The organism is Enterobacter sp. 5-4, from assembly GCF_000612205.1.
Lineage (GTDB): Bacteria > Pseudomonadota > Gammaproteobacteria > Enterobacterales > Enterobacteriaceae > Enterobacter > Enterobacter roggenkampii.
In genome coordinates, this window is record NZ_JFHW01000006.1 from 231,960 (window position 1) to 245,211 (window position 13,252).

Annotated in this window: 11 protein-coding genes; all 11 read right to left on the reverse strand. The window is 53.1% G+C overall.

The genetic code is table 11. The annotated features are described in order from the left end of the window. Positions 1–5: 5 nt before the first annotated feature. On the reverse strand, positions 6–2,525 hold the full coding sequence (locus tag AA74_RS0102450; RefSeq protein WP_025910770.1) for a fimbria/pilus outer membrane usher protein: 2,520 nt from the start codon (positions 2,523–2,525) through the stop codon (positions 6–8). Positions 2,526–2,543: 18 nt separating this feature from the next. Further along, positions 2,544–3,227, reverse strand: coding sequence for a fimbrial chaperone (locus AA74_RS0102455; RefSeq protein ID WP_023326363.1), 684 nt, complete (start codon positions 3,225–3,227; stop codon positions 2,544–2,546). Between the two features lie 71 nt (positions 3,228–3,298). Then, positions 3,299–3,877, reverse strand: coding sequence for a chaperone-usher fimbrial major subunit (locus AA74_RS0102460; RefSeq protein ID WP_023326362.1), 579 nt, complete (start codon positions 3,875–3,877; stop codon positions 3,299–3,301). 428 nt (positions 3,878–4,305) lie between these two features. Continuing rightward, a complete protein-coding gene (glmS, locus tag AA74_RS0102465; RefSeq protein ID WP_008500188.1) occupies positions 4,306–6,135 on the reverse strand; it encodes a glutamine--fructose-6-phosphate transaminase (isomerizing) in 1,830 nt (609 codons plus the stop codon). 225 nt (positions 6,136–6,360) lie between these two features. Further along, entirely contained in the window at positions 6,361–7,731 is a 1,371-nt protein-coding gene (glmU, locus tag AA74_RS0102470) for a bifunctional UDP-N-acetylglucosamine diphosphorylase/glucosamine-1-phosphate N-acetyltransferase GlmU (protein ID WP_023345143.1), read from the reverse strand. 138 nt (positions 7,732–7,869) lie between these two features. Beyond that, positions 7,870–8,289, reverse strand: a complete 420-nt coding sequence (locus AA74_RS0102475; RefSeq protein ID WP_006177560.1) for a F0F1 ATP synthase subunit epsilon — start codon at positions 8,287–8,289, stop codon at positions 7,870–7,872. Positions 8,290–8,309: 20 nt separating this feature from the next. Then, on the reverse strand, positions 8,310–9,692 hold the full coding sequence (gene atpD / locus AA74_RS0102480) for a F0F1 ATP synthase subunit beta (protein ID WP_003862362.1): 1,383 nt from the start codon (positions 9,690–9,692) through the stop codon (positions 8,310–8,312). Between the two features lie 31 nt (positions 9,693–9,723). Beyond that, a complete protein-coding gene (gene atpG / locus AA74_RS0102485; RefSeq protein ID WP_008500191.1) occupies positions 9,724–10,587 on the reverse strand; it encodes a F0F1 ATP synthase subunit gamma in 864 nt (287 codons plus the stop codon). 51 nt (positions 10,588–10,638) lie between these two features. Next, positions 10,639–12,180, reverse strand: a complete 1,542-nt coding sequence (gene atpA, locus AA74_RS0102490) for a F0F1 ATP synthase subunit alpha (protein WP_003862367.1) — start codon at positions 12,178–12,180, stop codon at positions 10,639–10,641. A 12-nt stretch (positions 12,181–12,192) separates the two neighbouring features. After that, positions 12,193–12,726: a F0F1 ATP synthase subunit delta gene (atpH, locus tag AA74_RS0102495; protein WP_008500192.1), complete on the reverse strand. Its 534-nt coding sequence runs from the start codon at positions 12,724–12,726 to the stop codon at positions 12,193–12,195. Positions 12,727–12,740: 14 nt separating this feature from the next. After that, entirely contained in the window at positions 12,741–13,211 is a 471-nt protein-coding gene (atpF, locus tag AA74_RS0102500; RefSeq protein ID WP_003862370.1) for a F0F1 ATP synthase subunit B, read from the reverse strand. Positions 13,212–13,252: the final 41 nt, after the last annotated feature.

Genomic DNA, 13,252 nt, shown 5'->3' on the forward strand with positions numbered 1-13,252 from the left:
TTTCCCTATTGGCATACTGCCGATATTTGTATCAGTTCAACGCCTTCTGGCGGGGTAAAATGGTAGTTAACCGGGCAGGTCACCGTGTTATCTGCACCCCACTTCAGGACAAACGCCCCCTCTTCCGGCATGCCGGACAGATAAAGCTCGCCATTTTCGCCCACAATGCCGGTTACGCTGCCGCGGGGTAAATCAGCCGAGGCCATTGCGCCAAACGGCACCGGTTTGCCACTCTTCTGCCGCACATTGAACAGGACGCGATAGCCCACGTGAGTGACAAACTCCGCCCGTACCACCGCGCCGCGCGTCGGGATAACGCTGAGGATACTGTTGTCGATTTCGACGTTGGCCTTCGCAAAGTAATCGCTGTCGATCTCCACTCTGTTTTCATCGTAGGCATTGAGCTGCGTCTGTACCGTATAGCCGCGCCAGTCCGTCGCCTTACCCGTACCATTCTCCAGCGCCAGGCCGGAAGCTCCCGGGGCTTTAACCAGCGCGACGGTTTCCCCCAGCTCCTGAGAGAAAGTTATGCCATCGCTGTGGGCCAGAATCCCGCCCTTCATGCCATAGTTGAGGCGCTGGTTGTCCTGGGTATAGTCGTAACTGGCGTTTACCGAACCATAGGTGCCGTCATAGCCCACCCCTGCGCTGTTGTTGTAATCTTCGTTATCCGCATCGTAAGACTGCTGAACGTTCCAGGAGAGGTTGTGCGCATCCAGCGCGTTACCGCTCAGCCCCACCTGGTGCATCCCTTTTCCGTGGTTGTTTTGGGTGTACCCATAGTTGACGTAGCTGTCATGCAGCCAGCCTGACAACGGTATGGAGAGAGAGAGCATAAAAATCTGTTCGCTGCCCTGGCTGTCGCTGATGTCAGTGTCGGTGCTATTTTGGGCCGAGGTGAGTGAATCGGTGTAGTTCCAGGAGACGTTCCAGGAAATAGAGCGCCAGCTATTGCTGTAGCCCAGCTGCACCAGCCGCTCGACTTCATTCGTCTTCCAGTACTGCTGGCGGCTAAGGGTAAGATAAATATTTCCCATCCCGTCGCCAAAGGTCTGCGTCCATGTTCCCTCCAGACGGCTACGGCGGTTACCTGTCGTCCAGAAGTCGCTCTCGTTATTCTGCCGGGACGCCCATTCGTTCAGGGTGTAGTAGCCCTCTGTGGAGTAGCGGTAGCCCACCAGCCGAAACGTTGTGTTCGTTTCATCAAAACGTTTGGAATAGAGAAAACGGTAAGATTGCCCGCTTTCGTCATCGTCCTCAAACCGCGCGCGGGCATGCGTTACGTCCAGCGAAATGGCGCCCAGCGAACCCATATCTTTCCCCACGCCAAGCGCGGCGGAGGTGTAATCGCTGGTTCCCTGCACGCCCCCGTAGAGGGTAATACCCGCAGGAAAACCGTGTAAAACCTGCGCCTGAAAAACGGTCGGCTGAAAATCGTTTTGATCGCGCAGTTCACCCGCGCTGATATCAACATCGGTTTGATCTTCACGCTTCAGGATCGCCAGTGAGGCGTAAGGCTGGGTAAAATGTTGCTCGCTGCCATCCTCTTCTTTGATGGTAACATCCAGATCGCCACCCGAATTGGTAGTGTTTAAATCCTTGAGCGCAAACGCTCCCTGCGGTACGGCAGACTGGTAAATGATGTAACCGTTTTGCCGCACAATCACGGTCGCATTGCTTTTCGCCACGCCGCGAACCACTGGCGCAAACCCCGTCAGGCTCGAAGGCAGCATGTCATCATCCGTATAGAGACGCATACCACGCAGTTGCGTGCTGTCAAACACGTCGCTTGCGGTCCACGTATCCCCCAGCATGATTTGGCTGCGTAACGCGGCGATATCGCGCTGTAAATAGGTATTGATCGAATGATACGAAGACTCGCCATCGGTCACGTTTAGCGTACTGTAGTTACGTAAACGCCATGCCCCCAGGTTGGCACCGTTGCGCAGGTTCAGATAATAAAAATCGCCGTTAACATCCTCGTTCGAATGCACCGTGCTGGAGCCGGAAAAATCGTAGTTCACCATAAGCGCATTGATGCCCTCATCCCAGCGTGAGGGACTGATATAGCCGCGCGCCGATACATCAATATAGATTTGCGGCAACGTGACGTTAAGCTGGAGTTTATCCGTATCAAACGTCCAGGTTGAGCCGGGAACGAGCGGCGCGGGGTTCAGACAGGCTTTGTCATCTATGTCGTTAAGGGCCTTGATAGCCGCCACTTTTACCCCAAGCTCAGCGAGCACGGTTTTGACGTCTGAGAAGCAAGGATGAAGGTTGCTGGTGGCAGTATCTTCGACAAAGGTTACCTCCCGGCGGTCAACATATTCGCCGTTAACATGAATACTGACCTTATAGTTCCCGGCAGGTAGACTGTTCGCGCGATTAAACTGGTGGATATCAACGTCCACAGGATGATCGATTTCAAGCAACGCAGGGTTAAACATATCCCTCGCTGCCGTCTCGGCGGATAAACCAAGCACCACCCCGGAAGCAAACGCGATGAAAATACGGGAACACTCCATAAATAAACCATCCTTTGCTTAAAGCGCTGCTTTTAAATCCTGACTAATCGCACCGAAATCATTCACATACCGCCACACCAGCGCATGGCCATTCACGCCTTCCGGTAAGGGTAAACGCAGGGTTTCAAAGGGATGGACGATATTGAGTGGCACATCTTTGCCGTCCACTGTCACATTCATAACGTTGATATTTAGCGGCGTGGGATTTTCAACTACCAACTGCCGATTTTCTCTGTGCCACTTCACCTGCGTGGCGGCGCGCTCCGGGGTGATGTTCAACGAGGCCGGACGCCAGATCAGCTTGATACGTGTCTTGATGGCGATTTCCATCGCGTTCGGCTTATTGCTCGCCGGGGGAATATTTTTGATGTTCAGCCAGAACACCGACTCCCGATCCTGCGGTAAATTGCCCTCGGTTTTCATAATGCGCAGAATTTTTTCCTGCCCAGCCTCCAGACGAGATACCGGTGGAATGACGGTAAACGGTGGTTTTTTCGCGGTTCCTGTATTACTGAAGGGGTCAACCCATGTTTGAATAAGATAAGGGATAGCCGCTTCGTTATTTTTGACAGTAATGGTTGCGTCGGATTTATCACTCGAATAAATCACTCGTGTGCCACCGATAACCACACCTGCCGATGCCAGTGTAGAAATACCCGTAAGACAACACGCTAATAATACATTCACTATACGCCCTGGCATAATCCAATGTCCTTATATATAAAGGAGCCTGTTAATAAATTCTTAACAGGCTCCGAATCCATAACCGCTGATTATTTCAGGTATTCAATAGTAAACTGAGAGTCAGCATTCGCAGTACCCGGCGTCACTGTTGCCAGAGTCTGGACGAATTTCGCCTTGAATCCCATATCCGCTTTACCATCTGCAATGGCAACGTATTTAGAATTGTTATACAACGGGATCGCGGTATCATCGCTCAGGTTGAACAGTTTAATCGCCACGCCCGTCGCGGCAATGGCGTCGCCGCTGCCAGTGAACTCGCCGTCCGTACCGTCTTCGTTCACCGGCGTACCGATTGAGAGATAACCTTTACCGATGGTATCTTTATCTTCCGTCCCGTCAAAGCGTACCGCCGCCTGAGTATAGGTTGCCGGGCAGCCTTCCAGACGGATGTGGAAATCTTTAACAGACGCGGTGGAATCAATACCCGCGAAGGTTTTTACCGATACACGACCAATATTAACAGTCTGATTACTGGTATCAGTCGTGACTGTACAAGTAGAATCAATCACCTCGCCACGGAAATGAACAGTACCGTCAGCCGCTAATGTCGCACCTGAAAACAGGGCGGAAGATAAAACTAGCGAAGTGGCTATAACGTTTAATTTCATGAAACTCTCCATAATTTATATTATTTGTATGCGTTTCATTTACACATTCAAATAAAACACACCATCCTTTAAAGCGTGGCGATAGTACAATTCATTCCTGCCCTAAGACAAACACGTTTTCTCTCATGAAATATCTTTAAAATAAAATAATAAAAACGAAAAATAAAAAAACCCTTACAAATAAGAATAAAAAATAATTAAAAAATGCTATTGATGCCTCTTTTCTGTTTTTTTGAGAATTTATCAATATCTTTTCTTTGCCACCGCTAAATAAGATTATTTTTTAAGCAGAAATCGGCGAGACAATCAGATGACGCAATAATGTAAGGAAACATGAAAAAAGAAACAGGCTGCGATAAAAAGAAGTAATCGCTGAGGGGAGGACTATGAGGCTGCCAGAATACTGGCAGCCTCGGGTAGGCTGGAGATTATTCTACGGTAACGGACTTCGCCAGGTTACGCGGCTGGTCAACGTCGGTGCCTTTGATCAGCGCCACGTGATAGGCCAGCAGCTGCAGCGGAACGGTGTAGAAGATCGGCGCAATCACCTCTTCCACATGCGGCATCTCGATGATGTGCATGTTGTCGCTGCTGGCGAAACCGGCATCTTTATCAGCAAAGACGTACAGCACGCCGCCACGGGCGCGGACTTCTTCGATGTTGGACTTCAGTTTTTCCAGCAGTTCGTTGTTCGGTGCCACGACGATAACCGGCATATCCGCGTCAATCAGCGCCAACGGACCGTGTTTCAGCTCGCCTGCCGCATAGGCTTCAGCGTGAATGTAAGAGATCTCTTTCAGCTTCAGCGCGCCTTCCAGCGCAATCGGATACTGATCGCCACGGCCCAGGAACAGGGCGTGATGTTTGTCAGAGAAATCTTCCGCCAGAGCTTCAATGCGTTTGTCCTGAGAGAGCATCTGCTCAATACGGCTCGGCAGCGCCTGCAGACCGTGAACGATGTCATGCTCAACAGAGGCATCTTCACCTTTCAGACGCGCCAGTTTCGCCACCAGCATCAGCAGAACCGTCAGCTGAGTGGTAAACGCCTTGGTGGAGGCCACGCCGATTTCGGTACCCGCTTTGGTCATCAGCGCCAGATCGGATTCACGCACCAGCGATGAGCCCGGCACGTTACAGATGGCCAGAGAACCCAGATAACCCAGCTCTTTAGAGAGACGCAGCGCCGCCAGGGTATCTGCCGTTTCACCTGACTGGGAAAGGGTGATCATCAGGCTGTTACGACGCACGGCAGATTTGCGATAGCGGAACTCAGAGGCAATTTCCACGTCGCACGGCACGCCCGCCAGAGATTCAAACCAGTAGCGAGAGACCATACCGGAGTTGTAGGAGGTACCGCAGGCTACGATCTGAATATGCTCAACCTTGCTGAGCAGTTCGTTCGCGTTTGCGCCCAGCTCGCTCAGATCCACTTCACCATGGCTGATGCGCCCGGTCAGGGTGTTTTTGATGGCGTTTGGCTGCTCGTAAATCTCTTTCTGCATGTAGTGACGGTAAGCGCCTTTGTCGCCCGCGTCGTACTGCAGATTCGATTCGATCTCCTGACGTTTCACCTGCTCGCCTTTGGTATCGAACACGGTTACGCTGCGGCGAGTCACTTCGGCGATATCCCCCTCTTCGAGGAAGATAAAGCGACGCGTTACCGGCAGCAGTGCCAGCTGATCGGAAGCGATAAAGTTTTCACCCATGCCCAGGCCGATAACCATCGGGCTACCGGAACGCGCGGCCAGCAGCGTGGACGGGTCGCGGGAATCCATGATCACCGTACCGTACGCACCGCGTAGCTGAGGAATAGCGCGCAGCACCGCATCACGCAGCGTACCGCCCTGCTCAAGTTCCCAGTGCACCAGGTGAGCAATCACTTCGGTGTCAGTTTCAGAGACGAAGGTGTAGCCGCGCGCTTTCAGTGCTTCACGCAGCGGTTCGTGGTTTTCGATAATGCCATTGTGCACGACCACGATGTGTTCAGACACATGCGGGTGCGCGTTGCCTTCAGACGGTTCGCCGTGCGTCGCCCAGCGGGTGTGCGCAATACCGGTTCCCCCGTGCAGCGGATGTTCTTCCGCGGCCTGGGCCAGCATCTGCACTTTACCGAGACGGCGCAGACGGGTCATATGACCTTCTGCATCGACAACAGCCAGACCGGCAGAGTCGTAACCACGGTATTCCAGACGACGTAAACCTTCGAGAAGGATTTCAGCAATATCACGCTGCGCAACTGCGCCAACAATTCCACACATAATTTTAGATTCCGAATTTAGGCATAATGCCTGCGTTGTCGCTGACCTGTATTTGCCCTTTCCGGGCGCCCCGAGCCTTGTAGAGAGTGGGGTTATTGTTATGGGTACTGCTTGTGGGGGGAGATATATGTTTATCTCCTCACCCGGGTTTGCCTGATGACGGCTACGCCTTATCAGGCCTACTCAATCGTAGGGCGGGTAAGCGTAGCGCCACCCGCCTTGGTGTTACTTCTTCTTCACAGGACGTTTCCAGCCCTGCTTGTGCACCTGCGGCACACGGCTTAATACCAGTTCGTTATCGGCGATATCGCGCGTAACGGTTGTCCCGGCGGCAATCGTTACGCCGTTACCCACGGTAACAGGCGCCACCAGCTGGGTGTCGGAACCGACAAACACATCATCACCGATGATGGTTTTAAACTTATTGGCGCCGTCATAGTTACAGGTGATTGTGCCTGCGCCAATGTTGACGTTGTCACCAATTTCCGCGTCGCCCAGATAGGTTAAATGACCGGCTTTAGAGCCTTTACCCAGACGCGCTTTTTTCATCTCAACGAAGTTGCCCACGTGAGCGCCTTCCAGCAGCTCAGCGCCCGGGCGCAAACGCGCAAACGGGCCGATGGTACAGGCCACATCCAGACGGGCATCTTCCACCACGCTGTACGGGCTGATTTCACAGTCGTCACCAATGACGCTGTTTTTGATCACGCAGCCAGCGCCAATTTTGACGCGATTGCCCAGCGTGACGTGACCTTCGAGGATAACGTTAGTATCAATTTCAACGTCGCGCCCGTGAGATAACGTGCCACGCAGATCGAAACGCGCCGGATCGCGCAGCATCACGCCAGCCAGAAGGAGTTTCTCGGCCTGTTCGGACTGATAAACGCGCTCAAGACGGGAGAGTTGAAGACGGTTGTTCACCCCTTCGGTTTCGCTGATGCGCGCCGGATGGACCGCCGCAATCTCGCGCCCTTCCTGGTATGCCATCGCAATGATGTCGGTGATGTAGTATTCACCCTGCGCGTTATTGTTGTTGAGCTTCGACAGCCAGCGCTTCATATCCGCGCCATTGGCAATCAGGATACCGGTGTTGATCTCCTGAATCTGACGTTGCGCCTCGCTGGCATCTTTATGCTCAACAATACCCGTAACGTTGCCGTTTTCACGGGTAATGCGGCCGTAGCCGGTCGGATCATCCAGCACGACGGTTAATAAACCGATGCCGCCCTGCGGTTTGGCTTCACGCAGGCGAGTCAGCGTTTCAACGGAGATCAGCGGGACATCGCCGTAGAGCATCAAAATGTCTTCGTCATCCGCAAAGAAGGGCGCTGCCTGCTGCATGGCATGGCCTGTACCCAACTGCTCGGCCTGAAGCACCCAGTTGAGCTTGTCGTCGCTCAGCGTCTTTTTAAGCAGATCGCCGCCGTGGCCGTAGACCAGGTGGACCTGACTGGCGCCCAATTCATTCGCTGCATCAATGACGTGCTGCACCATTGGCTTTCCTGCAAGCGTGTGAAGCACTTTAGGCAGGTCGGAATACATGCGGGTCCCTTTGCCTGCGGCAAGGATCACCACGCTCATCGCACTGTTTGACATACGCATCCTGACGGTAGTTTGAGTGAGAAGTAAAAACGTTTGATGCTTAAAATTCTACATCTTTTTCATCATGAATTAAGGCCGAAAAAAAAAGCCAGCCTGGTATCCAGACTGGCTTTTGTGCTTTTCAAGCCGGTGTTACATCGCTTTTTTGGTCAACTCGATAACGCGCAGTTTCGCGATCGCTTTGGCCAGCTCCGCAGACGCCTGAGCGTAATCCACGTCGCCATGAGAGCTGCTAATGTGCTCTTCAGCCTTACGCTTCGACTCCAGGGCTCGCGCTTCGTCGAGATCCTGGCCACGAATAGCGGTATCGGCCAGAACGGTCACACTACCAGGCTGCACTTCAAGAATGCCGCCGGACAGATAGATAAACTCTTCGTGACCGAACTGTTTAACGATGCGGATCATACCAGGCTTAATGGCGGTGAGCAGCGGTGCGTGACCCGGGAAAATACCCAGTTCACCTTCACTACCCGTTACCTGGATTTTCTCGACCAGACCAGAGAACATTTGTTGCTCTGCGCTGACGACGTCCAGGTGGTAAGTCATTGCCATATCACCCTCCGATTAAGGCGTTAAAGTTTTTTGGCTTTTTCCACAGCTTCTTCGATGGAACCAACCATGTAGAACGCCTGCTCTGGCAGGTGATCGTATTCGCCTTCCATGATGCCTTTAAAGCCACGGATGGTGTCTTTCAGGGAAACGTATTTACCCGGAGAACCGGTGAATACTTCCGCAACGAAGAACGGCTGGGACAGGAAGCGCTGGATCTTACGCGCACGTGCTACCACCAGTTTGTCTTCTTCAGACAGTTCATCCATACCCAGGATGGCGATGATGTCTTTCAGTTCCTGGTAACGCTGCAGCAGGGACTGTACGCCACGCGCGGTGTCGTAGTGTTCCTGACCAACAACCAGTGGATCCAGCTGACGGCTGGTGGAGTCCAGCGGGTCAACGGCTGGGTAGATACCCAGAGACGCGATCTGACGGCTCAGTACCACGGTTGCATCTAAGTGCGCAAAGGTGGTGGCTGGTGATGGGTCAGTCAAGTCATCCGCAGGTACGTATACCGCCTGAACGGAGGTGATAGAACCGGTTTTGGTAGAGGTGATACGTTCCTGAAGAACACCCATCTCTTCCGCCAGTGTTGGCTGATAACCTACCGCTGAAGGCATACGACCCAGCAGTGCAGATACTTCAGTACCGGCCAGGGTGTAACGATAGATGTTATCAACGAACAGCAGAACGTCACGGCCTTCGTCACGGAACTTCTCAGCCATCGTCAGGCCGGTCAGCGCAACGCGCAGACGGTTTCCAGGTGGCTCGTTCATCTGGCCGTAAACCAGGGATACTTTGTCCAGAACGTTGGAGTCGGTCATTTCGTGGTAGAAGTCGTTACCCTCACGAGTACGTTCACCTACGCCCGCAAACACAGAGTAACCGGAGTGCTCGATCGCGATGTTACGGATCAGCTCCATCATGTTTACGGTTTTACCTACACCCGCACCACCGAACAGACCGACTTTACCGCCCTTCGCGAACGGACACATCAGGTCGATAACTTTGATACCGGTTTCCAGCAGTTCCTGAGAGCTGGACAGCTCTTCGTAGGAAGGTGCCGCGCGGTGGATAGCCCAACGCTCTTCTTCACCGATGTCGCCTTTCATGTCGATTGGCTGACCCAATACGTTCATGATACGACCCAGTGTTGCTTTACCTACCGGGACTTCGATCGGGTGCTCAAGGTCTTTTACTTCCAGACCACGACGCAGACCGTCGGAAGAACCCATCGCGATGGTACGCACGATACCGCCGCCGAGCTGCTGCTGAACTTCCAGCACCAGGCTCTCGTTACCATTCTGTACCTCAAGCGCGTCGTACACGCGTGGTACGGCGTCCTGAGGGAACTCGACGTCCACCACGGCGCCGATTACCTGGACAATCTTTCCAGTAGCCATCTTGAATCCTCTACGTAATTCGTAAACCTGGTTAAACCGCGGCGGCCCCCGAGACGATCTCGGTGAGTTCCTGAGTAATGCTGGCCTGACGAGCTTTGTTGTAAACCAACTGCAGCTCTTTAATCAGGCTGCCGCCATTATCGGTCGCGGCTTTCATCGCCACCATTCGTGCGGCCTGCTCGCTGGCCAGGTTTTCTACAACGCCCTGATAAACCTGAGATTCAACGTAACGACGCAGCAGGGTATCCAGCAGCGGTTTCGGATCGGGTTCATACAGGTAATCCCAGGCTTTTTGCTTCAGCTCGTCATCTTCTGATGCCGGTAACGGCAGCATCTGAGTGAGCGTTGGAACCTGAGACATGGTGTTAATGAATTTGTTGCTGACAACGTACAGTCTGTCCAGACGGCCTTCATCATAGGCCTGCAACATCACTTTAACCGGGCCGATCAGTTCGGACAGGGACGGGTTATCACCCATACCGGTCACCTGAGCGACAATGTTGCCACCAACGGAGTTAAAGAAAGAGACGCCTTTAGAGCCGATCATTGCGATATCGCACTGAACGCCTTTTTCAGACCATGCTTTCATATCCGCCAGCAGTTTTTTGAACAGGTTAATGTTCAAGCCGCCACACAGACCACGGTCGGTCGACACCACCAGGTAGCCCACGCGCTTAACGTCGCGTTCTTCCAGGTAAGGGTGCTTATATTCCAGATTACCGTTTGCAAGGTGACCAATCACTTTGCGCATGGTTTCTGCATAAGGACGGCTGGCCGCCATGCGATCCTGCGATTTACGCATTTTGGAAGCGGCGACCATCTCCATCGCTTTAGTGATCTTTTGCGTGTTCTGGACGCTTGCGATCTTACTACGTATCTCTTTTGCGCCGGCCATGAGCTTCTCCTCAATGCCAGGCGGCTTGTCCTGAGACAAGCCGCCGGACGATTACCAGGATTGGGTTGCTTTGAAGGAATCGAGGATAGCTTTCAGCTTGCCTTCGATTTCGTCGTTATAGCCACCGGTCTGGTTGATCTCTTGCATCAGCGGAGCGTGATCACGGTCGACGTAAGCCAGCAGAGCGGCTTCGAAGCTACCGATTTTCGCCAGTTCCACATCTTCGAGGTAACCGCGTTCAGCCGCGAACAGTACCAGGCCCTGCTGAGCAACAGACATTGGTGCGTACTGTTTCTGCTTCAGCAGCTCGGTCACTTTCTGACCGTGGCTCAGCTGTTTACGGGTTGCTTCGTCCAGATCGGATGCGAACTGAGAGAACGCAGCCAGTTCACGATACTGTGCCAGCGCGGTACGGATACCACCGGACAGTTTCTTGATGATCTTGGTCTGAGCAGCACCACCCACACGGGATACGGAGATACCCGGGTTAACCGCCGGACGAATACCGGAGTTAAACAGGTTGGTTTCCAGGAAGATCTGACCATCGGTAATGGAGATTACGTTGGTCGGAACGAACGCAGAAACGTCACCCGCCTGGGTTTCAATGATCGGCAGCGCGGTCAGAGAGCCCGTTTTACCCTTCACTTCACCTTTGGTGAAGTTCTCGACGTATTCCGCGTTAACGCGGGAAGCACGCTCCAGCAGACGAGAGTGGAGGTAGAATACGTCGCCAGGGAACGCTTCACGTCCAGGTGGACGACGGAGCAGCAGGGAAACCTGACGATAAGCAACAGCCTGTTTAGACAGGTCATCGTATACGATCAGCGCATCTTCACCGCGGTCACGGAAGTATTCGCCCATTGCGCAACCGGCGTATGGTGCCAGGTATTGCAGTGCAGCAGATTCAGAAGCAGTCGCCACAACAACAATGGTGTTTGACAGCGCGCCGTGCTCTTCCAGTTTACGAACCACGTTAGAAATGGTGGACGCTTTCTGGCCGATAGCCACGTACACACATTTGATGCCGGAGTCACGCTGGTTGATGATGGCGTCGATTGCCATCGCGGTTTTACCGGTCTGACGGTCACCGATGATCAGTTCACGCTGACCACGACCGATTGGGATCATGGCATCAACGGACTTATAACCTGTCTGAACAGGCTGATCTACGGACTGACGGTCGATAACGCCTGGTGCGATAACTTCGATTGGGGAGAAGCCATCGTGCTCAACCGGACCTTTACCGTCGATTGGCGCACCCAGGGTGTTAACAACGCGACCCAGCAGGCCACGGCCAACCGGTACTTCCAGAATACGGCCAGTACACTTAACCTTCATGCCTTCGGCGAGGTCAGCGTATGGACCCATCACAACTGCACCAACGGAGTCGCGCTCCAGGTTCAGTGCGATAGCGTAACGGTTACCCGGCAGGGAAATCATCTCACCCTGCATACAATCGGCCAGGCCGTGGATGCGGATAACACCGTCACTTACAGAAACAATAGTACCTTCGTTGTGAGCTTCACTCACAACATTGAACTGAGCAATGCGCTGCTTGATCAGTTCGCTGATTTCGGTGGAATTCAGTTGCATGCTCCAGTCCCCTTAAGACTGCAAGACGTCTGCAAGGCGCTCAAGACGGCCGCGCACGCTGCCATCAATGACCATATCACCCGAACGGATGATTACGCCTGCCATTACAGACTTATCGATTTTGCAATTCAGCTTAACTTTGCGTGACAGACGTTTTTCCATCGCGGCGGTAATTTTCGCAAGCTGTTCGTCACTCAGTTCAGTCGCAGAAGTCACTTCGACTTCTGCGGTAGCTTCACTAAGGGCACGTAAGTGCTCAAACTGCTCGAGAACATCCGGGAGCACACGGAGACGACCATTCTCTGCCATCACCTTAATCAGGTTCTGGCCGTTGGCATCCAGTTGCTCTCCGCACACGGCGATAAACGACGCGGCGAGGGTTTCAGGTGCTAACGCACCGGAAAGCAACTCGGCCATTTGTTCGTTTTTCGTCACCTCAGCGGCAAACGCCAGCATATTCTGCCAGCGATCGACATTTTGGTGTTCGATAGCAAAGTCAAAAGCTGCTTTGGCGTAGGGGCGAGCTACCGTAACAAATTCAGACATCAGCCCCTCCCTCCTTACAGTTCAGCGACAAGTTTGTCCACGATGTCGCTGTTAGCAGCTTCATCCACGGAACGTTCGATGATCTTCTCGGCGCCAGCAACAGCCAGAATCGCAACCTGCTTACGCAGTTCTTCACGAGCACGTTTACGCTCAGCTTCAATTTCAGCCTGAGCCTGTGTCACGATCTTAGTACGTTCCTGTTCTGCTTCAGCTTTCGCTTCGTCCAGGATCTGCGAACGGCGTTTGTTAGCCTGTTCGATGATAACCTGAGCTTCCGCTTTCGCTTTTTTCAGCTGGTCTGTCGCGTTGGCCTGTGCAAGGTCCAAATCTTTCTTAGCGCGTTCTGCAGAAGCCAGACCGTCAGCAATTTCTTTCTGACGTTTTTCGATGGCTGCCATTAAAGGCGGCCATACATACTTCATGCAGAACCAGACAAAGAGAATAAACGCGATGGCCTGGCCGAGGATTGTTGCGTTCATGTTCACAGCACAATACCTCTTTAATATCTGTGGCTTAGGGTTTTAAA